23 protein-coding genes are annotated in these 20,813 nt (G+C 62.0%); 9 read left to right on the forward strand and 14 right to left on the reverse strand.

What is annotated here, in order from left to right; genetic code table 11:
* Window positions 1-56: 56 nt before the first annotated feature.
* Window positions 57-260 carry a hypothetical protein gene (locus tag JNJ45_12340; protein ID MBL8049459.1) on the forward strand — a complete coding sequence of 68 codons (204 nt, stop codon included), beginning with the start codon at window positions 57-59 and terminating at the stop codon, window positions 258-260.
* On the opposite strand, the gene JNJ45_12345 is transcribed toward JNJ45_12340, so the two are convergent.
* Complete coding sequence (locus JNJ45_12345; GenBank protein ID MBL8049460.1) at window positions 253-1,977, reverse strand: GAF domain-containing protein; 1,725 nt, start codon at window positions 1,975-1,977, stop codon at window positions 253-255. The two genes, JNJ45_12340 and JNJ45_12345, sit on opposite strands and share 8 nt — an antisense overlap.
* Window positions 1,978-2,012: 35 nt before the next feature.
* Between JNJ45_12345 and JNJ45_12350 the strand changes: the two genes are divergently transcribed.
* Window positions 2,013-2,960 carry an SIS domain-containing protein gene (locus JNJ45_12350; protein ID MBL8049461.1) on the forward strand — a complete coding sequence of 316 codons (948 nt, stop codon included), beginning with the start codon at window positions 2,013-2,015 and terminating at the stop codon, window positions 2,958-2,960.
* Here JNJ45_12350 and JNJ45_12355 read toward each other — a convergent pair.
* From JNJ45_12355 to JNJ45_12365, 3 genes are read right to left on the reverse strand one after another with little or no spacing between them, the layout of a single operon-like run.
* Window positions 2,944-3,783: a hypothetical protein gene (locus JNJ45_12355; GenBank protein ID MBL8049462.1), complete on the reverse strand. Its 840-nt coding sequence runs from the start codon at window positions 3,781-3,783 to the stop codon at window positions 2,944-2,946. The two genes, JNJ45_12350 and JNJ45_12355, sit on opposite strands and share 17 nt — an antisense overlap.
* Window positions 3,770-5,749 carry an NAD-dependent DNA ligase LigA gene (gene ligA / locus JNJ45_12360; protein MBL8049463.1) on the reverse strand — a complete coding sequence of 660 codons (1,980 nt, stop codon included), beginning with the start codon at window positions 5,747-5,749 and terminating at the stop codon, window positions 3,770-3,772. The genes JNJ45_12355 and ligA overlap by 14 nt, the downstream gene beginning before the upstream one ends.
* Window positions 5,750-6,187 (reverse strand): hypothetical protein, encoded by a 438-nt coding sequence (locus JNJ45_12365; GenBank protein ID MBL8049464.1) that lies wholly within the window; start codon window positions 6,185-6,187, stop codon window positions 5,750-5,752.
* A gap of 84 nt (window positions 6,188-6,271) precedes the next feature.
* Between JNJ45_12365 and JNJ45_12370 the strand changes: the two genes are divergently transcribed.
* The 3 genes from JNJ45_12370 to JNJ45_12380 are packed head-to-tail and all read left to right on the forward strand — an operon-like array spanning window position 6,272 to window position 9,319.
* The gene (locus JNJ45_12370; protein MBL8049465.1) at window positions 6,272-6,772 is read left to right on the forward strand and encodes a hypothetical protein; all 501 of its coding nucleotides are present in this window, start codon (window positions 6,272-6,274) and stop codon (window positions 6,770-6,772) included.
* Window positions 6,769-8,100 (forward strand): DUF1800 domain-containing protein, encoded by a 1,332-nt coding sequence (locus JNJ45_12375; GenBank protein MBL8049466.1) that lies wholly within the window; start codon window positions 6,769-6,771, stop codon window positions 8,098-8,100. Before JNJ45_12370 ends, JNJ45_12375 begins: the two co-directional genes overlap by 4 nt.
* Entirely contained in the window at window positions 8,093-9,319 is a 1,227-nt protein-coding gene (locus JNJ45_12380) for a DUF1501 domain-containing protein (protein MBL8049467.1), read from the forward strand. The genes JNJ45_12375 and JNJ45_12380 overlap by 8 nt, the downstream gene beginning before the upstream one ends.
* Here JNJ45_12380 and JNJ45_12385 read toward each other — a convergent pair.
* From JNJ45_12385 to JNJ45_12395, 3 genes are read right to left on the reverse strand one after another with little or no spacing between them, the layout of a single operon-like run.
* The gene (locus JNJ45_12385) at window positions 9,316-9,870 is read right to left on the reverse strand and encodes a hypothetical protein (protein ID MBL8049468.1); all 555 of its coding nucleotides are present in this window, start codon (window positions 9,868-9,870) and stop codon (window positions 9,316-9,318) included. The genes JNJ45_12380 and JNJ45_12385 overlap by 4 nt on opposite strands.
* Window positions 9,871-10,500, reverse strand: a complete 630-nt coding sequence (locus JNJ45_12390; protein ID MBL8049469.1) for a YceI family protein — start codon at window positions 10,498-10,500, stop codon at window positions 9,871-9,873.
* Between the two features lie 51 nt (window positions 10,501-10,551).
* On the reverse strand, window positions 10,552-11,046 hold the full coding sequence (locus JNJ45_12395; protein MBL8049470.1) for a hypothetical protein: 495 nt from the start codon (window positions 11,044-11,046) through the stop codon (window positions 10,552-10,554).
* Between the two features lie 49 nt (window positions 11,047-11,095).
* Between JNJ45_12395 and mgtE the strand changes: the two genes are divergently transcribed.
* Together mgtE and JNJ45_12405 are read left to right on the forward strand one after the other, a co-directional pair.
* Window positions 11,096-12,475 (forward strand): magnesium transporter, encoded by a 1,380-nt coding sequence (gene mgtE, locus JNJ45_12400; GenBank protein ID MBL8049471.1) that lies wholly within the window; start codon window positions 11,096-11,098, stop codon window positions 12,473-12,475.
* A gap of 31 nt (window positions 12,476-12,506) precedes the next feature.
* Entirely contained in the window at window positions 12,507-13,805 is a 1,299-nt protein-coding gene (locus JNJ45_12405; protein MBL8049472.1) for a PDZ domain-containing protein, read from the forward strand.
* A 48-nt stretch (window positions 13,806-13,853) separates the two neighbouring features.
* On the opposite strand, the gene feoB is transcribed toward JNJ45_12405, so the two are convergent.
* Genes feoB through JNJ45_12440 form a run of 7 tightly spaced genes read right to left on the reverse strand, consistent with a single transcriptional unit; the run spans window position 13,854 to window position 19,176 of the window.
* Window positions 13,854-15,770 carry a ferrous iron transport protein B gene (gene feoB / locus JNJ45_12410; protein ID MBL8049473.1) on the reverse strand — a complete coding sequence of 639 codons (1,917 nt, stop codon included), beginning with the start codon at window positions 15,768-15,770 and terminating at the stop codon, window positions 13,854-13,856.
* Complete coding sequence (locus JNJ45_12415; protein MBL8049474.1) at window positions 15,770-16,030, reverse strand: ferrous iron transport protein A; 261 nt, start codon at window positions 16,028-16,030, stop codon at window positions 15,770-15,772. The genes feoB and JNJ45_12415 overlap by 1 nt, the downstream gene beginning before the upstream one ends.
* A 51-nt stretch (window positions 16,031-16,081) precedes the next feature.
* Window positions 16,082-16,804 (reverse strand): hypothetical protein, encoded by a 723-nt coding sequence (locus tag JNJ45_12420; protein MBL8049475.1) that lies wholly within the window; start codon window positions 16,802-16,804, stop codon window positions 16,082-16,084.
* Window positions 16,801-17,331, reverse strand: coding sequence for a cob(I)yrinic acid a,c-diamide adenosyltransferase (locus JNJ45_12425; protein ID MBL8049476.1), 531 nt, complete (start codon window positions 17,329-17,331; stop codon window positions 16,801-16,803). Before JNJ45_12425 ends, JNJ45_12420 begins: the two co-directional genes overlap by 4 nt.
* Window positions 17,328-18,080 (reverse strand): WecB/TagA/CpsF family glycosyltransferase, encoded by a 753-nt coding sequence (locus JNJ45_12430; protein MBL8049477.1) that lies wholly within the window; start codon window positions 18,078-18,080, stop codon window positions 17,328-17,330. The genes JNJ45_12425 and JNJ45_12430 overlap by 4 nt, the downstream gene beginning before the upstream one ends.
* A gap of 19 nt (window positions 18,081-18,099) precedes the next feature.
* Complete coding sequence (locus JNJ45_12435) at window positions 18,100-18,294, reverse strand: Arc family DNA-binding protein (GenBank protein ID MBL8049478.1); 195 nt, start codon at window positions 18,292-18,294, stop codon at window positions 18,100-18,102.
* A gap of 3 nt (window positions 18,295-18,297) precedes the next feature.
* Entirely contained in the window at window positions 18,298-19,176 is an 879-nt protein-coding gene (locus JNJ45_12440) for an SPFH domain-containing protein (GenBank protein MBL8049479.1), read from the reverse strand.
* A gap of 99 nt (window positions 19,177-19,275) precedes the next feature.
* Here JNJ45_12440 and JNJ45_12445 point away from each other — a divergent pair, with 99 nt between their 5' ends.
* A complete protein-coding gene (locus JNJ45_12445; protein MBL8049480.1) occupies window positions 19,276-20,289 on the forward strand; it encodes a rod shape-determining protein in 1,014 nt (337 codons plus the stop codon).
* Window positions 20,286-20,801, forward strand: a complete 516-nt coding sequence (locus JNJ45_12450; protein MBL8049481.1) for a hypothetical protein — start codon at window positions 20,286-20,288, stop codon at window positions 20,799-20,801. Before JNJ45_12445 ends, JNJ45_12450 begins: the two co-directional genes overlap by 4 nt.
* Window positions 20,802-20,813 lie beyond the last annotated feature (12 nt).

A 20,813-nucleotide genomic window follows, 5' to 3' on the forward strand; every position in this document is an offset into this window, starting at 1 on the left:
CTTAATTTTGGGGCGGCAGTAGCCGACGAACCTACTAGAGATGTGGGGATAGGAACATGGAAAGCAAAGACGCTCGAAACACAGTCAAGAACCTGCCTTGGATCGCGCTCGCCGGAGCCGCCGCGATTGCCGGATTTGTGATGGTTTACCGCCACCGCAACAGCGTGCCGCGATTGATTGATGACCTGGTGGACCTCGCCGAATCTTCGATGCACAAACTCGAAGACCAATGCGGCGAAAAGTGGACCGCCGCTAGCTAGACTTGGGCACCGGGAGCAGGATAACAAACCTTGCTCCCGAACCCAGTTCGCCCAGCTCGGCCACGGCCCCGCCGTGAGCCTCGACAATGCCCTTGACGATGCTGAGGCCCAGCCCCATGCCCTTGACCCGGGAACTGTGGAACGGCTGAAAAATCATCTCCTTGCGATCTTCCTCCACGCCCGGCCCCTGGTCAATAATCTCAATTCCGTAGTATTCGCGTTGGCGCACCGCGCCGACCAGCTTTTTGATGTCGGCCCCGGCGATGAAGGTGCGCACGCTCAGCACGCCTTTCTCGAAAAAGCTCAAGCCGTTCTCGACGATTTCGCTGATCGCGCGGCGCATCTTGCGGGCGTCCACCTCGACCACCGGCTCGGTTGACTCAAAGTCGTAGTTCAGCGTGATTTCGCTTCGGCGAGGGAACACCTCGTCCACCGCCTGCCGCACCAAGAAGTTGAGGTCGGCGCGCACGGTTGAGAGTTGCGTGGCCATCACGAAGTCGCGAAACTCCTGCAGAATCTCCTCCACGCGCTCGATGTTGGTCATCAGGCTCTGCTGAATCTTGCGCAGTTCGTCGCGATCCATCGGGTCGTCGTCGAGCAAAAAGCCGAGCTCGTTGCCGTCGCCTTTGAGGGCAAACACGCGGTTGCCGATCATGTGCGAGCTCTTCGCGCTGAGCTCGCCCCACGCGGCCATCCGCTCAATCTGGATCGCGCGCTGCACCGCGCGGATATTTTCTAGGCCGATCGCGGTTTGCTCGGCGATGCTGATGAGCAGCCGCTCGTCGTCCTCCGTAAACTTCGTGTCGCTGTAGGGGTTGTCGCCGACGCGCCGCACGACGCGGATGGCGCCGATGCTCTTGTTGCGATAGACAATCGGCACCGCAAGATACGCCGCGACCTGCTCGCTGGGAAACTCCAGCCACATGCCGCGCCACCGCTCATCCTGTTGCGGCTGATCAATTCGTAGCGGAGTGCCGTTGGCACAAACCCACCCGGTCAGGCCCTCGTTCGCCCGGTAGCCGATGGTGCCGACCTTGTCCTTCAGCATCCCGTTGGAGCCGGTCAACACAAACGTGTCTTGCGTGGGGTCGAACAAAAAGATGCTGCACGACTGAAAGAGGAGCACCTCGTCGGCGATGCTGAGCACGTTGTGCAGGAGTTCTTCCTCCGTGGAGGCGCGGTCGAGGGCGCTCCCCACGAGTTCCAGCGCTTCCTCGCGGCGGGTCGATTCCTCGCGCTCGATGACCACGCCCACCATGTCGGCGATGATCTCGGCGAAATGCAAATGCTCGGGCGTGTAGTGGTTCTCCTGGTCGGATTCCATGTTCAGCACCGCGCGAATGCGGCCAAATCGATCGGGAATCGGCATCGCGACTTCGCTCTTGGAACTCGAAATGAGGTCGCGGTAGGCAGGGACCTTCTCCACGTTGCCCGTGACCAGGCGTTCGCGTTTGGCGGCAACGTAGGCGATGATGCCGGCGCCCTTTTCCGCGCTGATCTTGACTTGCCGAACATCGCGCGAGACGTCCTTCCAATCGATGCCGACTCCAATCGAGAGTTCCAGGCTGCCGAGGTCGTCGTTCATCCGCGCCACCATCACGTTGCGGCTGGCCGTGAGCTCGAGCGCGGCTTCGGCTAGTTGCAGCAAGGCCGCGCTAGGGTCGGTCTCGCGCAGGGGAATCCCGGTGATCTCGGCGATGGTGTCGAGGTTGAACACGCCATCAGTTTAACCGGAACCGGTAATCTCTCGGCATGCTTGGACAGCACATGGAGGCGGAAATCCGCCAACAGCCGACCGTTTTGCGAGGGAATGCGGAACGCTTTCGGCGCGAGTTTGCCGAAGTTTTGGGAGGCAAAAGTTTCGATTTGGTGGTCATCGCCGCGCGCGGCAGTAGCGACCACGCGGCCATCTATCTGCGTTACCTTTGCGAGATTCACCTCGGCATTCCCGTGAGCCTGGCCGCCCCGAGCGTGATCACCAAGTACGGGAGCAAATTGCGTTATCAAAACGCGCTCGGCGTGGGGATTTCGCAATCCGGCTCCGGCCCCGATGTCGCCGGGTTTTTGGAGGCGATGCGGGCGAGCGGGAACACCACCTTGGCGATCACCAACACGCCCGCCTCGCGCTTGGCCGAAAGCGCGACCTACGCGTTGAGCTTGGATGCGGGGACCGAGCACAGCGTCGCGGCCACCAAAACCTACACCGCCTCACTGCTGGCCGCCTATCAGCTGGTGCAGGCCATGGGTGGCGAGCTGCCCGATGTCGCGCCGCTCCTGCCAGACGATGCCTGGGTGGCGCAATCTGAAGCGGCCGCCAGCGAGGCCCTGGGGCCGATTTTGCGGAGCTCGATTCTGATCGCATTGGCCCGCGGATACGACTATTGCACCGCGCTGGAGACCTCGCTGAAGATGATGGAATGCGCGCTCCTGCCGTGCAAAGGCTATTCGACGGCCGACTTTGAGCACGGCCCCAAGGCATTAGCGGGGCATGGCTCGGCGGCGATTGTCTATGGCGACTTGATGAGCGACTTGGCCGCGTTGGGCTGCATTCCAATCATGGCTCCGCGCGCGGAAGCGAGCCCGGCGAGCCCCATTTCGAATGTGATTTTCGGTCAGTGGCTGGCCCTGATGGCGGCGCGAGCCCGGGGGCTCGACCCCGACAACCCGCGCGCGCTGAGCAAGGTCACGCAGACGCTGTAATCGCGCCGGTCAGGCTCATGTGAAAGAGCACGTGCTGCACGAGCATCGTGTCCGGGCCGAAACGTGCGCGCATGTCGGTGGCGATCTCGCGGCGTAGACGGTCGGTGAGCGGTTGATCGCGTAACTCGGGGCGAAATGTGTGGGTCATCGCCCGCCAAACATGCACATCCATGGGGAACGCCTCGCGCTGGTGCAGGGCATAAATGGCGATACAATCCGCGAGTTTCGGCCCGACTCCGGGTAAGGAAAGCAACTCGGCGTAGGCATGCTCGTAGCTGGCCTGGCGCAGGTCGAGCAGGTACTGGGTTGCGCCTCGGCGGAGCAGTTCTTGCGCGGCGAGCGGAATGGTGCGCGCGCGGTAGCCAAGGCCGATCTCGCGCAGATGGGCCTCGCTCGTGGACGCAATCTGCTCGATGGTGGGGAAGTGGGGCGGCGTCGAACTCAACCCGGCGAGGCTCGCCACCATCTGCTCGATGCGCCGGATATTCGAATTGGAGGCGCACAGAAACGAGAAGAGGCTCTCGACCGGGTCGGCGGGCCGCAAGATGACCATGCCGCGATAAGCGGGCAGGTAGTGCGCGATCTCGGGCACGTGGCCCAGGTGGTCGGCGCTGGTCTCCAGTGCAAGAAAAGCTGTGGTGGCGTCCTCGGATAGCGTGCTCTCAACTTCCAGAGTATCGGTTTCGCGCCAAATCTTGACCGCATGGCCCGCCTCGTAGCCATGCCAGACGCCGCTCTCGTCGCGCCGCCATCGGAACACTTGCCCGGCCCGGAAATTGGCGTCAAGCTGAAAGTTTGGCGCGGCAAACCTAAACCGATTCATCGATGCTCGCGAGGAATTCTTCCTCCGTTTGGATGCGCAGGCCGAGTTGCTCGGCTTTGGCAAGTTTGCTCCCCGCGCCCGGCCCGGCCACCACGACGCTCGTTTTCGCGCTGACCGAACCGGCCGCCTTACCGCCGCGCGCAATCACCATCGCCTCGGCCTCGTCGCGGGTCATACGCTCCAGACTTCCCGTGAACACAAACGTCATTCCGGTGAACTGGCCGCCCTCGGGTTTGGCCTCCGCCAGCGGGCTCACGCCCAGGCTTTGGAACCTCGCGAGCAGGACTTTGTTGTCGTCGCTGGAGAACCATTGCGCGATCTCGCGCGCGGTAATTGGGCCGATATCCGGGACGGCGAGCAGTTCCTGCTCAGTGGCCAGGGTGAGGCCGTCCAGGGTGCCGAATGCCCGCGCTAAGTCCAAGGATGTCCTCTCACCGACTTGGCGAATTCCGAGCCCGTAAAGGAACTTCGGCAAGGGCGGAGTTCGCCGCGCCTCGATGTTGTCGAGCACTTTGCCGACGCTCAACGCGCCGAGACCATCCATGTTTTGCAAGCGCTCGCGGTGGGTGGCGAGTTCAAAAACGCTGGCCAGGTCGCCGAGCAACTCCTCGTTCACCAGGCGAACGACAAGTTTCTCGCCCAAACCTTCAATATCGAGCGCTCCGCGACTCGCAAAGTGAATCAGCGCCCCGGTGGTTTGCGCTGGGCAGCCGGCATTCGGGCAACGTAAAAACACCCCGGTTTGCGTAAGTTCGGTGCCGCATTCCGGACAATTCGTCGGCGGCTGTGGTTCGGGCGCAGCGGGGTCGCGCTCGCTGAGAACCGCGCCGACAACCTCGGGGATGACGTCCCCGGCCCGCTGGACGATCACCTTATCGCCCGCGCGGACATTGCGCAGTTTCAGATCATCGAAATTGTGTAGGGTTGCGCGCGAAACCATGACACCGCCGACGAAGACCGGCTCAAGCTCGGCGACCGGCGTTACGACGCCCGTGCGACCGACCTGTAGCCCAATCTCGCGCAGAAGTGTGAATGCCTGCTCGGCGGGAAACTTGTACGCCATCGCCCAGCGCGGCCCGCGCGCGGTTCCGCCAAGCCGAGCCTGCTGCTCGCGCGAGTTCACCTTGACCACCACGCCATCAATGCCAAACGGCAGATTCGCACGCTCGCCCTGCACCCGCTCGACGAACGCAAGAACGGTCTCCAATGAACCCACGCAGGTCCCGATCTCCGGTCGAGCGAAGCCGAATTCGGCAAGCCGCGCCAAGCTTTCGGTTTGCGTCGGCGCGATCGGCTCGCCATCCCCTTGCCCGTAGGCAAAAAACTCCAGATGCCGCTCGGCCACCAGCCGTGGATCGAGCTGTCGCATGGCCCCGGCGGCGGCGTTGCGCGGGTTGACAAAGAGTTGCTGGCCGGATTCTGCGCGGGCGGCGTTGAGCCGCGTGAATGTGGCCTTGCTCATCAGCACCTCGCCGCGCACCTCCAACGACCCCGCGAGCGGGATTGTGTGAGGAATCCCGGCGACGGTTTTCGCGTTCTCCGTCACCAATTCGCCGGTCGCGCCGTCGCCGCGCGTAGCCGCCGTGACGAGTTGGCCCCCTTCGTAAATCAGGCTCAAGCTCATGCCGTCGTACTTCAACTCGGCGGAATACTGCACCTCGTCCACCCCCAGCGAGCGACGGTTGCGCTCATCCCAGGTGCTCAGCTCTTCGGGCGAAAACGCGTTGTCGAGCGAAAGCATCGGCGCGCGGTGCCGGTGCTCGGGCAGGCCGCGCTTGACTGCGCCGCCGACAGCGGTGGTGGGCGCAACCTCGGGATGCGCGGCTTCTAGCGCCTTGAGTTCGCGGAACAGAGCGTCGAACTCGGAGTCGCTAATTTCGGGCGCGTCGTTTTCGTGATAAAGGCGGTTGTGACGCGCCACCTCGTGACGCAGCCACTCCAGCCGATCGCGCTCGGATTGATCCATCTACTTGGCTTTGCTCGCCTTAATTTTTTCGTCGATGCGGTTGAGCAGAAGTTGCCAGGCGACCTTGGCGTCGCCCTTGCTATTCGCGACCTTGTTCGCGACTTGCTGGCGGAGCCACTGCGAACTCGCCGGCGCGTTCTTCATTGCCGATTCAATCGGGCTGGTCGCGGCGGCCGAAACCAGTCCGTTCGCGTCGGCCAGCGTCGCGACGATGAACGACTTGGCGGCGGCGTTGAGTTCCTTGTCGGCCGCGATTTTGGCGGCAAACTTTTCGGCTTCCTCCGCTTTTTTGTGAGCCGCCTCGCTCAAGGTGCCGGCAATCTCGGTGACCTTTTTGTTGACCGTTTTGACGTTGTCGGCGGCCTCATCCACGCTCTCGGGCGGCTTGCAACCCGCCACCAACGCGACCAACAGAACTAGGGCACCTAGTTTTCTCATGCCCGTAGTTTATTGTCTGGGCGGTGCAAAAGTCCCGGGGGCGGCGGGCAAACCCGCCTATAGTGCAAGCAGAGGAAGAAAACTATGATCGTTCTCGGAGATGTTTTTGCCGTCATCGCCACTTTGCTGGCCTCGTTCCTAACTTCGTACGCCATGATTCTGGGCCTGAGCTTGCTCTATCCGAGCCGGTCGCGGGCGGCGGCCAACTACTTGGCCACCAACTCGGCGCAAGGCTTTTGGCGCGGCCTGCTTATGGGTGGCGGCGCACTTTTCGGGCTCGTCGTGCTTTCGCAAGTCCCGGTACCGCTGGCGAAGTTGGCATCGTTGCTCGGGTTCTGCCTGCTCATCTGCGTGGCCATGGTCGGCGCGAGCGGCATCACCCAAAACATGGCGAACCGCCTGCGCACGATGGACCCCGGTCTCTCGCCGCACGCCGCGCTCAGCAAGAGCACCATGTTGCTGGTGGGCGCCGGGCTCTTCCCAGTGGTCGGCTGGTTCCTGTTTGCGCCTGCCATCCTCTTTGTGAGCCTCGGCGGCGGAATCGCGGCTTGGCGACGAGACGCGGCCACCGTTGAAGCCGCATGAAGGCCGAGCATGCCCTGGCCCTCGGTGCGGCGGGCGTGCTGGCGGGATGCGGGCCGCTCGCGAATCGCCTGCATCCGCCGCTCGCGGCGGGGCTTGACTTTACGCCGGCGCCTGAGGCGGCGAGATTCCTGGCACGAGCCGGATTCGGCGCCGCCCCCGGCGACGAAGCCGCGTTTGTGGGCGCGCCGGAGTGGGTTAGCCAGCAGCTCAAGGGCGATCTGGAAGAACCTGGCCACCTTTCGGCGCGCCTCGCGCGCCTCGACGTGATGCGCATCGAGGGATGGGAACTTGGCGACGTGCCGGAAGATCGTCTCATCCGCCAACTGCAGCAAGCGGCGATCCTGCGCGCGCTTTACAGCCCCAATCAACTCCGCGAGCGCATGGTCGAGTTTTGGAGCGACCATTTTAACATCCACGCGAAAAAGGCGAGCGGCGTGTACCTGATGACCACCGACCAGGCGTCGGTGATTCGGCAGCATTGGAACGGCAATTTTGGCAATCTCCTGATGGCGAGCGCGAAGAGCCCCGCGATGCTGAACTACCTCGATAATCGCGTCAACAACTCGCGCGGCGTCAACGAGAACTATGCCCGCGAGATTCTCGAATTGCATAGTCTGGGAGTGCATGGCGGCTACACCCAACGCGACGTGCGCGAACTCGCCCGCGCCCTGAGCGGGTGGACCATCGAAGACCGCGCGTTCCGTCCGCGAGCCCGCTTCCGATTCCGCGAAGAATGGCACGACGCGGGCGCTAAGAAGTTCCTTGGCCGCACGTTTGACCAGCCCGGTCCGCGCGACGCCGAGGCGATGATCGAAATGGTCGCCCTCCACCCGGCCACCGCCGAGTTCCTCGCGACCAAGCTTTGCCGATTCTTCACCGGCCAAACGCCGCCGGCGCTCGTCGAGCGGCTCGCGGCCAAGTTTCTCGCTGAAAAAGGCGAGATCAAACCCATGCTTTCCGAACTCCTCACCGACCCGATCATGCTCGCCGAAACCGGTCCCGCGCGGCGTCCCTTTGACTACATCGTGGCGTGCCTGCGGCAGGTCAATGCCGCCGTGGATGGCCCCGCAATCGCCGAGCAGGTGCGCGGCATGGGGCAGCCGCTCTATGAGTGGCCCATGCCCGACGGCTTCCCCGTGGACACCGACGCGTGGGCGGGCTCGTTGCTGGCGCGGTGGAACTTTGCCGTCGCCCTCGGCGAAGACCGCGTGCCGGGCGTCGTTGTCCGCTGGGATGAGCTCACCGAGCGCATCGGCCAACCCAAATCCGCCTGGATCGAGCGCATGCTCGCGCCCGCGATGCACTGGAAGGGGGCGGGACATGTCTAACTGGACCACCTGCGAAGGCTCCTGGCAGCCCTCGCGGCGCTCGATGCTCGCCCTGGGCGGGCTGGCGATGATGAGCTGGTGCGCACCGACCATCACGCAGGCGCAGTTTGCCGAGAAGGCTCGCGACGTGCTGGTGGTGATTTTCCTTCGCGGCGGCATGGATGGCTTGAATTTCCTGGTGCCACGCCACGAAGATGATTACTTCCGCGAACGCCCATCACTTGCCTTGTCGAGTCAAGCCACGCTGAAACTCACCGACGAATGGGGTTTGCACCCCGCGGCTGGTGGCATTCGGCAAGCCTGGGACGATGGCCAATGTGCGCTCGTCCACGCCTGTGGCTCGCAAGATGGCAGCCGATCGCACTTTGAGGCCATGAAGGCGATGGAAACGGGGCGGGGAAGTAACCGCGAGACCGATCGCGGCGGTTGGCTCGCTCAGCTTTTGGCCGCCACCGGCGGCGCGTCGCACCCCTTACGCGCGCTCGCTTTGGCCGACACGCTGCCCGACTCGTTGACCGGGAGCCCGGGCTCGTCGGCGTTTCGATCGCTCGCCGAATTCGAGCTTCAGGGCGGGGCCGAGACCCGCGCTCTGCTCAGCCGGCTCTACGCTCAGGGCGACGACCAATTCACGGTCGCGGGGCAGCAAACCTTGGCCACGCTCGATGCGCTCGGCAAGCTCGATGAGCGCGGCTATCAGCCGCGCGGCGGCGCGAAGTATCCCGATTCCGATTTCGGCCAAGCCCTGCGCCAGGCCGCGATGCTCATTCGCGCTCAGGTTGGGCTCGAAGTGGTCAGCATCGATCGCGGCGGTTGGGATACGCACATCGCGCAGGGCAGCACGCAAGGGCTGTTCACGAACAATCTCAGCGATCTCGCCGCGGGCATTGGCGCGTTTCGGCAAGACATGGGGTCTGACCTCGACCGCGTGACGATCGTCGTCCAAACCGAGTTTGGTCGCCGAGTCGCCGAAAACGCGGGGCTGGGCACCGACCACGGGCGCGCGAGCGTAGCGATGGTCATGTCGCCGCACGTGCGCGGCGGGGTCCACGGTCGCTGGCCGGGCCTTAAACCCAGCCAACGGGACGAAAATGCCGACCTTATCGTCGCCAACGACTACCGCGACGTGATCGGCGAGGTCATTCAGCGACGGCTTGGCTTGCAAGACACAAGCGGGATTTTCGCCGGGCACCTGGTTCGTCCGCTCGGGCTGTTCGCTTAGCCGGCGTCCATCAGGTCGGCGATGGCGTTGGCGAGCCGCGCCTGATCTTCGTCGGACTTGGTGAGGTCCACAAACTTGGCGACGACCTTGCGGTTGCGCACGAGGTAAGTCAGGCTGCGGTACTTATCCCACGGCGCGAGGGCATGGTCCTTCACCACTGCTTGCAGCTTCTTCGGCCGCGACAGCAGCCAAACCTGGGGCGTGGCCTTAAAGCTCTCGGACTTGCTCAGCGTTGTTAGCGCGGCCACCGAATCCTTGTCCTTACCCGCACGATTGAGGTCGAGCACGAAGGTTTTCATCGCCTTCGGGCCGAACTTGGTCACGGCCGCTTGCAGCGTCGCCGCCGTCGCCGGAATCGCCGCGTCGGTCGGGTCGGTCCACACGTAAACCATCGGCAAGTTCATGTACTCGCAAACTGGGCACATGGTGCCGCCGGCGTACGGGCCCGAGACGTGGAACGGCTCGAAGGCGGCGAACGAATCGCCCACCGCCAAACCAGGTTCGGCGACGGGCGTGCTCAGCAGGGCGAGGGCGGCGAGGCTAGCGAGCATTTACTTCTTGGGGCTGACGCCGATGAAGGCGAGTTGAATATCCACCTTGTTGCCGATGACCGACTCACTAAGGTTTGCCGCGACACCGAAATCCTTGCGGTTGATGCTGAATTTGCTGCGGATGGCGAGTAGGTCACCCTTGACGCCTTCCATCCCGCCGCGTCGCTGAATCGAGTCGGCGAGCCGCCGCACGTTCACGTCCACCGAGAGCGGCTTCGTCACGCCGTGCAGAGTGAAGTCGCCGGTGACCCGCGCCGACCAGAAACCTGCCATCTTGGCGGTCTTCACGTTGTCCACCTTCTTCACTTCGAACGTGATTTCCGGGTATTTCGCCACGTCCAGCGCCCAGTTTTGGTGCATGGCGTCGGTCATTGCCTGGCTTCCGAGAAACACGGACTTGGAGGCAATGCTGATCTTGCCCGTCGACTTTTCCGGGTTCATCGGGTCGAACATCACCATGCCCGAGACGCCGTTGGCGTGGCCGCTCACCGGCTCCAGTTCGGAGTCAATCGTGAGCGTCAAGCCGCTAACGCCCTTGGGATCCGCGAAGTCGTAACTCGCGGCGGCGGGGGCAAAGTTGAAGCCAACGAGGGCCGAGGCCGCGAGAACGAACAAGCCTGTCTTGATCATAACCGTATAAACGAATCAAGTCGGGGGATTGTTACTTGCTCGCGCAACTACTTAATCAATTTCGTCAATTTGCAAGTTGGCGCGGGCGGCTAGTTCCTCCAGCAACAGATCGTAGGGAACCTCAATGTCGTTGCGCGCCCAACCCACCGGCACCCGAATACGTCCGCTGACGATGTGCGCGTACGGTTTGATCTCGATGCTGCCTTGGGTGAGAATCACCTTCACGCGGTCGCCATCGCGCCGCATGGCCCGGACCTCCTTATACAGCACGCGCCGCAAGGTGCGCCCGGTCCGAATCTCAAAGCCTTCTCCGTCGAGTACATATTCGCTGGCCTCGGCTTGCTTGTGCTTCATGTCGGCCATCGCCCCGCGACTGTAGTTGAGGGCCGCGCCGAGCAGCCCACCAAGGTCCTTGGTAATCGTGCGCTCGCCCCGGCGTTCCATCACGTCGCGGGTTTGGCGGGCGGCCTGGTCCCGCAGAGAATCCGAGCCGAGGTCCAACCAGCGAATAGCATCGCCCGGACGATAGCGAACAAGTTCCGACATACGGTTAAGAATACGCGAGAAGCCGCCCACGGGAGATAAACTAGGCCCAATGGCGGTCGACCTCAAGAATCTCGTGGAATCCTTGCGGTCGCTCAGCCGCCTGCGATCCACCGAGGCGGTCCGCACCGAGCTCGAGGAGATTCGCCCCGAAGACCTTGCGGAAGCTCTGCCTCGCCTGGATACCGACGAAGCGCTGAGCCTGCTGCAGATGATGGAGCCGGACGCCGCGGCCGATACCCTGGTCGAACTGCCCCCCGAAACCACGCGCAACATCGTCGCCGAACTCGACGACGCCACGCTCGCGCACTACCTCGACATTTTGCCGATGGACGACGCCCTCGACTTGCGCGACGAGGTTGGCGAAGAACGTTTCGATGCGCTCCTGAACGTCATTCCGAAGCAGGACGCGCTCGAAATTCGGCGGCTGCTGAACTATCCCGAAGATTCCGTCGGACGCCTCATGACCGAGGCGTATTTTGAGGTGAAGCCTGGCACCACAATGGCCGAGCTGATTGACGACATCCGCCGGAGCCCCGCCGAAAAGTACGAAATGGTCAACGACATTTACGTGCTGTCCGAGGACAAACATATTCTGGGCGTGCTCAGCTTGCGCAAGGCCATTCGCGCAAACCCGATCAGCACGGCCCGCGAGGTGATGAAGGAGTCCGTGGTTACGGTTTCGGCGCTGGATCGCGACGAAGACGGCGCGCGCCTGATGTCGCGCTACGGTCTTTACGCGTTGCCGGTCGTCAACAATCGCGGCCAAATGGTGGGGCTGTTCACCGGTGACGACGCGCAAGCGATCTTGCGCGAAGCCGACACCGAAGACGTTCTGAAACTCGGTGCCGTTTCGGGCGATGCCGAGGCGTACCTCTCGCTGAGCGTGCTGCGGCTCGCGTGGAAGCGAATTCCCTGGTTGCTCGGCCTCTTCGCCGCGGAGACGCTGACCGGCATGGTGATGCGCCACTACTTGCGGCAAGAGCAAGCCAACATCACCGTGCTCGCCTCACTCATGGCGTTTCTGCCGCTCATCATCGGCGCGGGCGGAAACTGCGGCTCGCAGGTCACCTCTATGGTCACCCGCGGGTTGGCGGTCGGCGAAATCCGGCTCGGCGACTCGATGACCATTCTTCGGCGGGAGCTCGTCACCAGCATCCTGTGCGGGCTGGTGCTGGGCATTTGCGGCTACGTGCGCGCCCTGCTATGGGGAAGCTCCAATCAGGTCAGTTTGGTGGTCGGATTGGCGCTGCCGCTCGTCATTATCTGGGCCGGGACGGTTGGCTCGCTCCTCCCGATTGGGGCAAAACGCGCCGGCATTGACCCCGCCGTGATGTCCGCGCCGTTCATCTCGACCTTGGTCGATGCAACGGGTTTGATCATTTATTTTGAACTTGCGCGTAGGATCATCGGTCTAGGCTGGAACAACTAGTAACAAACTTGCCTCGAAACACCATATAGTAATGGGTAAGGATTTGACAAACAACATGAAAACTCTGCGCAGTCTCGCCATTGTTGCCTCGGTCGCCGTTATGGCGGCCCCCGCCTTTGCCCAAAGCACCAGCACCGTCCCGGTGGAAAAGGGCAAGATCACGCCCGAGCAGAAGAAGGAAGTTCTCGAACAGCTGAACAACATCCTGCTCAACAACGCGTTCATCCCGGGCGTCGATTTTAAGAAGTGGCCGGAGTATCTGGAGACCCAGCAAGCAGCGCTGGACAAGGCCGAAACCGCGACCGCGTTTAGCCTAGCCGTCAACTCGGCGATCAACCGCTTTGGCGCAAGCCACATCGTGTTCAACACGCCGGAAGCCGCGGACTTCCAACGCACCGGCAAGATGGTCGGCCTCGGCATTCAGCCCGAAGTTGTCGAAGAGGGCATGAAGATCATGTTCGTGTTCGAAGGTTCGGCCGCCTCGGAAGCAGGTCTGGAAGTGGGCGACATCATCATGGAAGCCGATGGCAAGAAGCCGACCGGTCCGGGTTCGCTTCGCGGCGACGAAGGCACCAAGGTGCAGCTGAAGGTCAAGCGCGGCAAGAACGGCAAGGTTGACATGATCACGGTCACTCGACGTGCGTTCAGCACCCTGCAAAAGGAAGAGCTGAAGTGGCTCAACGCCGACGTCGCGGTGCTGAAAATCCCGAGCTTCATGACCTACGATTTCAAGCTCGTCGAAACCCTGATGAAGGAAGTTGCCGACAAGGGCGCGAAGACTCTCGCGGTTGACCTTCGCGGGAACGGCGGCGGCCTGGTGGTCGCGATGCAGCACCTGATGGCCCAAACCATGCCGAGCACGGCCAAAACCGGCGTGTTCATCAGCCGCTCGGTGGTGGATCGATTTGTCGAAGAAACAAAGGGCAGCGCGACCGACTGGGTGAAGCTCGCCGAATTCAGCAAGCTCCGCGTCGGACCGACCCGAGGCACCTCGGCCAAGCCGTTCGCCGGTCAACTCATCTGCATGATCAATGGCGGTTCGGGTTCGGCCAGCGAAATCTACGCCGCGGGCGCGCGCGATGCCGCCGGCGCCACGATCCTTGGCGAGCGCAGCGCCGGAGCCGTTTTGGCCTCGATGATGTGGCCGCTCAAGCATGGCTTCCAAATTCAATTCCCGTTCCAAGACTACGTGACCATCAAGGGCGTGCGTTTGGAAGGCAATGGCGTGAGCCCGGACGTGAAGGTGAAGAACCAAGTGCGACTGAGCGAGCCCGATCCGGCGGTCTCAGTGATCCTCGAACTCTCGAAGAAGTCGGCTTCCTCGAAGTAAGGTCCGCACAACAAAAGAGCCGGAGTGAAGTTCACTCCGGCTTTTTTGTTACCCGACGAGTTGGACAATCCACGCGCCGAGATAGGCGAGCGCGGTCATGTAGAAGAACATGAAAGCGGGCCACTTCCAGCCGTTGGTCTCGCGCTTCACCGCCGCGAGCGTGCTCATGCACTGGCAGCAGAGCGCAAAGAACACCATGAACCCGACCGCCGTGGTGGGCGTAAAAAGCTTGCGGCCATCGGGCCAACGCGCTTCTTGCATCGTCCGGCGTAGGTCGGCCGATTCCTCGTCTTGCTCCGCGCCTTGGCTGAAGATGATCCCCATGGAGGACACCACAACCTCGCGCGCGGGGAACGCGGCGACGATCGCCGTGCTGAGTCGCCAATCGAACCCCAGCGGACGGAAGGCGGGTTCAATCGCGCGGCCAAATTGGCCTAGGTAGCTGTTCTCCGCGGTACGCTCGGCCAGGAAATTCTCCTCGGAGACTGCCTCGCGGAAGGCCGGCGCTTGCTGGGCGTACTCGGCTCGCCACTCGGCTTGTCGGCCTTCGGACCGCGGGAAGTAGGTGGTCGCCCAAATGAGGATTGACATCGCGACGATGACGGTTCCGGCAGTGGTGACAAACACCTTCGCCCGGCTGTACATCGAAATCCACACGTCGCGGAGTTTCGGCCACTGATAGCGGGGAAGTTCCAGCACGAACGGCAGGCGCTTGCCTTTGAGCACGCCGCGATTGAGCACGAGCACCACCGGGATCGCGACCAAAAGGCCGAGCAGGTGCATGGCGAAAAGCGTGAATCCGGCCCAGCCCGAGCCGAACTGCGGCTGAATAATCGCGCCGATCAGCAAGATGTAAACCGGCAATCGCGCCGAGCAACTCATGAGCGGGGCGACCAAAATTGTCGCCAAGCGACTCTTGGGATCGGGCATCACGCGCGCCGCCATCACGCCCGGAATCGCGCAGGCGAAGCTACTCAGCAGCGGCACAAAGGCCCGCCCACTGAGGCCGCACCAACCGAGCAATTTGTCCATCAGGAACGCCGCCCTCGCAAGGTAACCGCTGCCTTCCAGCGCGGCGATCAGCGCAAACAAAATGACAATCTGCGGCAGAAAAACGAGCGCGCCGCCGATGCCCGCGATGAGGCCATCCACGAGCAGGCTTTGTAGCATGGGGTTGCCTTCGGTCCAGCCGCCGACTTTGCCGCCAAGCCAGCCAAAGAAATCCTCAATCCAGCCTTGCACCGGCCCCGCCAGCGTGTAGATCGACTGGAACAGCAGGTACATGATGCCGACGAAAATGATGAGGCCGAACACGCGGTGCGTGAGAATGCGGTCAATTTTCTTGGTCGTGCTGGTGGCGGGCTTCGGCGCGGGCACGATGACCTCTTTGCGTACCTCACCGCTATATTCGTAGCGCTGGGCGGTCGAGAGGTTGAGCGGCACGCCATTGTCGCCGGTTTCGGCTTGGCTCACCTCGACGATGGCGTCGAGCAGCTCTTTGACGCCCGCGCCCTTGTGCGCGATGACCGGCACCACAGGCACGCCAAGCAGCTGCGCCAGCGTGTCGCGGTTGTACTTGGCACCCGTTTTGGCCAGGGCGTCGGTCATGGTCAAAGCGACCACGAGCCGGGGCCGCGTCTCCGCAAGCTGAGTAAAGAAGAAAAGGTGCCGCTCCAGGTTGGTGATGTCGAGCACGTAGACCAGTACGTCGGGCGCGGGCGGCCCTTGAATCGCGTTCCACGCGACGAGTTCGTCTTCGGAAACCGCGTTGCTACTGTAGAGACCGGGGACGTCGTGGCACTCCAGGCGCACGCCACTGTGTTCGATGCGCGCGGAAACCTTCTCGACGGTGACGCCTGGGTAATTGCCGACTCGCTGATTGGAGCCGGTGAGAGCGTTGAAAAGGGAAGTTTTGCCCGCGTTGGGGTTGCCGACAAAGGCGACGTGGATCGGCTCAGCCGACATTATGAGAGCGTCGCGATGCGTTCAACTTCCAGGAAGTCCGCCTCGTTCTTTCGCACGCAGAGGCTTTGACCGCGGAAACTGATCTCGACCGGATCGCCGAGCGGCGCCACTTTCTCAACCGTGAGTTCGGTGCCGGTGACCAGGCCCATTTCCTGCAGGCGACAGGCCAGCGGCGATTCGCCATGAACTCCGACCACTCGCGCCTTATCGCCCTGCTTCAATTTGCAGAAAAGGACACAATCGCAGTGTTGGTCAGCCACAACAGTAATTTACCTCAGTGGTCGGGTCGGTGTAGGGCTTTTGCATCAGCTTTAGAACTTTAGTTTGAAGGTTTCGGGCGCGACTTCTGCGTTCAGTTTCACGTCGATTGTCCAGACGTTGGACACGGTGATTTGGCGGCCACCTTCCACAATCGGGACGCTCAGGGCGTAGCGCTTCAGGTCGCCTTCCGGCGTCGCCCACAGTTGCCAGGTTCCGGCTTCGGTGGCGAGCGGATACTCCTTGTAAGTGCCGCCGACCGAGAGCAGACCATTGGATTCCTGTTGCCAGGCGACCTTACCCCAGCAACCACGCAGGAACTCTAGGTCAATCCGGTAGCTCATCATCAGCCACAGTGGCGCGCTGTAATCGGGTAGCCGTTGCTGGCCGATCTGCACCACTTCGCCCACCGACATCGGCGCCTTGGCGCCTTCTTTCCAAACAAACTCCATGAGGCGTTCGCCGCGCGTGTTCTTGAGTTCAATCGGGGCGTCGTAGCTAAACTTCTTGCCATCGCTGGTGATCACCGTATCTTCCGGCACCGCGCCGCCGCGCACCTGGCGCAGATACACCTTGCTCGGGCGCTCAATCGCGACCGCCGAATTCACTTCCACCCGCAAGCCGTTGGCGGTGGATACGCACTTGAACGAGCCTTGAATGGTCTTGGCCTCGGCGTACCGGAAAATCACCTTACTGAGAAATTGTCCAGGCGTTTGCTGCGTCTCGGCGGGCTTATCTTGTTGAAGGAGCAAGAGGGGAAGTGTGAGGGCGATCATGTGCGAGGTTGCCAAATGTGGTCGGGCCGATCGGCGCGATGGTTCGCGAGGCGAGCCATGACGAACAGCCAATCGGAAAGACGATTGAGAAAGCGAAGGAGTTCAGGCCGATTCTCGTGAGCCAGCGCCGCGCGCTCGGCGCGACGGCATACCGTGCGGGCGACGTGCAGACGGGCCGCGAGCTCGGTTCCGCCCGGCAAGATAAAGTTGCGAAGGGGCGCGAGTTCGGCGGTGGCCGCATCAATTTGAGATTCGAGAATCGCCACGTCTGCCTCTTGTACGCTGACGATTGTTCGGGGCGTGGCTCCGATTTGGGCGAGTTCCGCGCCGAGATCAAACAGGCGGGACTGAATCTCCTGCAGCTGCTTGTGCAACTCCTCCGTGGCGATGCTCGCGGCCAAACCCAGGTGCGCGTTGAGCACATCCACCGCGCCGATGGCGTCAAAAATCGGGTCGGTTTTGGCGCGGCGTTCGTTGCCGAGCAGGCCGGTGGTACCGTCGTCGCCGGTCCTTGTGTAAATCTTCATGACCGGGTCAGGATGAGCCGCACAAACTTGGGCAGCGACTTGACCTTACTGATCTTGCTCGGATTGAGCATGAGCCGCCACAGCCATTCGAGCCGCAACGCCTGAAGCAGCTTCGGCGCGCGCTTGGTTTTGCCGGAGAACACGTCGAACGAGCCGCCGACACCCATCCCGATTTTCGCGCGGGTGATCTCCATGGTGCGCAGAATAAATTCCTCTTGGCGCGGCATGCCCATGGCGGCAAAAATCACGTCGGGTTGGGTGCGGGCAATCTCTTGCGCTACCACTTCGTCGCTGTCGGCGGGGAAAAACCCATGATGCGTGCCGACGATGTTGACGCCGGGATACTTGAGTCGCATCTTTTCGGCGGCGCGATCGGTAATGCCGGGCTCTGAGCCAATGAAATACAGCTTAATGCCCGTGCGGCTGCTGATCTCGCACAGGCGATCCACAATCTCAACGCCGCTCACCTTGCTCGGCGACTTCACGCCGGCCCGCTTCATCGCCCAAATCACGCCGACACTGTCGGCGGTGATGAGGCTTGCTTTGTGGAGCACCTCCTGAAATCGCGGCTTCTCCTCGGCGATCACCAGGGCGGTGGCGTCGGCGGTAATGACGAGCCGAGGTGTGTCCTCGCGAATCCATTTTTGCAGTTGCTCTAGCGTCTGCTCCATGTCCAACGTGCTGATCGGCGTCCCCAAAATTTGAACCGTGGGGATGAGCTCAATCGGGCGAGTGGAGGTGCTGGACATGCCTTAACAGTGTACCAGTCTACGCTTGCGAATCCGGCGGATCCGGAATCGACGCCACTCGCCGCTTACGAATATAGCCGCGCTTGAGCAACCCCTCGCGGACCAGAATTTCAATCTGCCCGTTGAGGCTTCGAAGCTCGTCATCAGCAAGTCGCTGGAGAGCTTCGAAAACCTCGGGGGTGAGCCGTAACGCGAACGGCTTCTTGTCGGCCATGGGTTAGTTCAGCGAGCCCGCATTGATGACCGGCTGAGCGTTGGTTTCGCCGCACAGCACAACCATCAGGTTGCTGACCATCTGCGCCTTGCGCTCGGTGTCCATTTCCACCAAGCCATCGGCTTCGATGCGCTTGAGAGCCATTTCGACCATGCCCACCGCACCATCCACGATGCGCTGTCGCGCGGAGATGATGGCCGCGGCTTGTTGCTTGCGGAGCATGACGCCAGCGATTTCCTGCGCGTAGGCCAGGTGCGAGAGGCGAGCCTCAATGACGCTGATCCCGGCGAGCGACAGCTTTTGCTGCAGCTCTTCGCGAAGGTGATCGCCGATTTCGTCGGTGTTGCGCATCAGCGAAATCTGATCGTCCTCGGCGTCGTAGGGGTAGCTCGTGGCCAGGTGACGCAAGGCGGTTTCGCTTTGCATGGCGACAAATTCGCCGTAGTTTTCGACCTCGAAGAGCGCCTTGTAGGTGTCGTCCACGGCCCACACGATGACGGCCGCGATCTCGACCGGGTTACCGACGTGATCGTTCACCTTCAGTTGTTGCCCGTTCAAGGTTTGAGCCCGCAGTGAGATTTTCTTCTTGGTGAAAAACGGGTTCGCCCAGTAGAAACCGTCGCCGCGCACCGTGCCCTTGTACTCGCCGAACAGCGTCATGGCCGTGGCGAAGTTAGGCTGGTTGACAAAGAAGCCGATGGGGAAGAACGTGCCGACGAGCGACATGAAAATGAGCAGGCCGACCATGGGGCCGCCGCCCTTTTCGATGTTGATCAGCGCGTAAAGCCAGATCGGGACAAGACAGAAATTGACGAAAAGCATGGGCCATCCCGAGATTGCTGCCTTCGAGATTTCCTTGCGATGTTCCAGATTGTGATTCATCACGATATCATACTGATATGAGTTTCGAAAGGTTGCAGGAATTATCTTTCCGGTTCATTTTGAGGCAACTTTTCGTGCCAAAATGAACGTACTTTGGCCATTAAACTCGCCCCTGAAATTGGAATTGACCTTGGCACCGCCAACATCCTGGTGTACCGCCGGGGCAAGGGCGTGGTGATGAACGAGCCCACCGTGGTGGCAATTAGCTCGAACAACGGCAAAGTGCTGGCCGTGGGCAACGAAGCCCGCGAAATGTTGGGCCGCACGCCGGGCAACATCCAGGCCATCCGCCCGCTGAAAGATGGCGTCATTGCCGACTTTTCGACGACCTTGAAAATGCTCGAGTACATCCTCAACAAGGTCACGGGCGTCAGTCGATTTTTCAAGCCAAAGGTGCTGATCTGTGTTCCGAGCGGCGTCACCAACGTCGAGCGTCGAGCCGTGATTATGGCGGCCAAACAAGCCGGTGCCGGGGAAGCGATGACCATTGAAGAGCCCATGGCGGCCGCCATCGGCGCGGGCTTGCCCATCTCTTCGCCCGGCGGAAACATGGTCGTGGATATCGGCGGCGGCACCACCGACATCGCCGTAATTTCGCTCGGCGGCATCGTGATCTCGCAATCGCTACGCGTGGCGGGCAACAAACTGGATGACGCAATTATCCGCCACATCCGGGCGACCTACAACCTGATGATCGGCGAACCGACGGCGGAGGAGATCAAGGTCAAAATCGGCTCGGCGTACCCGCTGCAAACCGAAATGCGGATGGAGATTCGTGGCCGCGACCTTATTGCCGGTCTGCCGAAAACCGTGGAAGTGAGCAGCGAAGAGATTCGCGAGGCGCTCAGCGACCCGGTTCGCCAGATCGCGGAGAAGCTGTGTGCGGTGCTGGAAGATACGCCGCCCGAACTCGCCAGCGACATCATTGAGCGGGGGATTTACCTCACCGGCGGCGGAGCGCTGTTGCGCGGACTCGATCAGCTGTTGCACAACGTCACCCAGATTCCGGTGCACATTGCCGAGAACGCGCTTGACTGTGTGGCCATTGGCACGGGCCGCGCGCTCGAAGAATTGTCGGCCATTCGCGCCTCGGGCGCCGTCGAAACAATATGAGAGTCTTGTTGCCGCTTGTCGTCGCGCTCGGTGCGGTTCCGGCCGTGGCCGGTGCCCCGCAGTTTGTGACTCGCGCCGAAGCCAGCATGGTGTTCGCGAAGATGGCGACGATGGTGAAGCAAGCCTCGAACGTGCAGGGCGCGGTCGCCTTCGATCGCGTGAAGGAGCCGAAGAAGCCGATCACCCGCAGCGAGGTGGTGCACGCGTACTACCTGCTTTACATGAAGGCCAAGCCTGGATTCCGCCTGACGCCGGTCATGACCAAGTTCGATCCGAAGTTGATCTCCGGCCTCGACGAAGCTGTGAAGGGCGAAGCGAAAATTCTGGCGCAGTGGGGATTCATCGGGCCGGTCGGCCCGCTGGTCACGGACATGAAGCCGCAGGTCAGCGTCCAAGTCTTCGGCGATTCGGTGGGGCTTTTCCTCTCGCGACTGGCCGACCTCACGCACACGCCGAGCAGCAAATATTCGCCAAATTTGATGATCGATCCGCCGCCCAAGCGCAAGAACTGACCTATAATCAGG

The organism is Chthonomonas sp. (assembly GCA_016788425.1).
In the GTDB taxonomy this organism is placed as follows: domain Bacteria; phylum Armatimonadota; class Fimbriimonadia; order Fimbriimonadales; family Fimbriimonadaceae; genus JAEURQ01.

Excerpts from the sequence above, each read along its gene's own strand:
- JNJ45_12340 (MBL8049459.1), top strand. The coding sequence starts at position 57 with ATGGAAAGCAAAGACGCTCGAAACACAGTCAAGAACCTGCCTTGGATC.
- JNJ45_12385 (MBL8049468.1), bottom strand. The coding sequence starts at position 9,870 with ATGCTCGCTAGCCTCGCCGCCCTCGCCCTGCTGAGCACGCCCGTCGCC.
- JNJ45_12375 (MBL8049466.1), top strand. The coding sequence starts at position 6,769 with ATGAAGGCCGAGCATGCCCTGGCCCTCGGTGCGGCGGGCGTGCTGGCG.
- JNJ45_12425 (MBL8049476.1), bottom strand. The coding sequence starts at position 17,331 with ATGAAGATTTACACAAGGACCGGCGACGACGGTACCACCGGCCTGCTC.
- mgtE (MBL8049471.1), top strand. The coding sequence starts at position 11,096 with ATGGCGGTCGACCTCAAGAATCTCGTGGAATCCTTGCGGTCGCTCAGC.
- JNJ45_12430 (MBL8049477.1), bottom strand. The coding sequence starts at position 18,080 with ATGTCCAGCACCTCCACTCGCCCGATTGAGCTCATCCCCACGGTTCAA.
- JNJ45_12355 (MBL8049462.1), bottom strand. The coding sequence starts at position 3,783 with ATGAATCGGTTTAGGTTTGCCGCGCCAAACTTTCAGCTTGACGCCAAT.
- JNJ45_12405 (MBL8049472.1), top strand. The coding sequence starts at position 12,507 with ATGGGTAAGGATTTGACAAACAACATGAAAACTCTGCGCAGTCTCGCC.
- JNJ45_12350 (MBL8049461.1), top strand. The coding sequence starts at position 2,013 with ATGCTTGGACAGCACATGGAGGCGGAAATCCGCCAACAGCCGACCGTT.
- JNJ45_12380 (MBL8049467.1), top strand. The coding sequence starts at position 8,093 with ATGTCTAACTGGACCACCTGCGAAGGCTCCTGGCAGCCCTCGCGGCGC.
- JNJ45_12440 (MBL8049479.1), bottom strand. The coding sequence starts at position 19,176 with ATGAATCACAATCTGGAACATCGCAAGGAAATCTCGAAGGCAGCAATC.
- JNJ45_12370 (MBL8049465.1), top strand. The coding sequence starts at position 6,272 with ATGATCGTTCTCGGAGATGTTTTTGCCGTCATCGCCACTTTGCTGGCC.
- JNJ45_12365 (MBL8049464.1), bottom strand. The coding sequence starts at position 6,187 with ATGAGAAAACTAGGTGCCCTAGTTCTGTTGGTCGCGTTGGTGGCGGGT.
- JNJ45_12450 (MBL8049481.1), top strand. The coding sequence starts at position 20,286 with ATGAGAGTCTTGTTGCCGCTTGTCGTCGCGCTCGGTGCGGTTCCGGCC.
- JNJ45_12390 (MBL8049469.1), bottom strand. The coding sequence starts at position 10,500 with ATGATCAAGACAGGCTTGTTCGTTCTCGCGGCCTCGGCCCTCGTTGGC.
- feoB (MBL8049473.1), bottom strand. The coding sequence starts at position 15,770 with ATGTCGGCTGAGCCGATCCACGTCGCCTTTGTCGGCAACCCCAACGCG.
- JNJ45_12435 (MBL8049478.1), bottom strand. The coding sequence starts at position 18,294 with ATGGCCGACAAGAAGCCGTTCGCGTTACGGCTCACCCCCGAGGTTTTC.
- JNJ45_12395 (MBL8049470.1), bottom strand. The coding sequence starts at position 11,046 with ATGTCGGAACTTGTTCGCTATCGTCCGGGCGATGCTATTCGCTGGTTG.
- ligA (MBL8049463.1), bottom strand. The coding sequence starts at position 5,749 with ATGGATCAATCCGAGCGCGATCGGCTGGAGTGGCTGCGTCACGAGGTG.
- JNJ45_12420 (MBL8049475.1), bottom strand. The coding sequence starts at position 16,804 with ATGATCGCCCTCACACTTCCCCTCTTGCTCCTTCAACAAGATAAGCCC.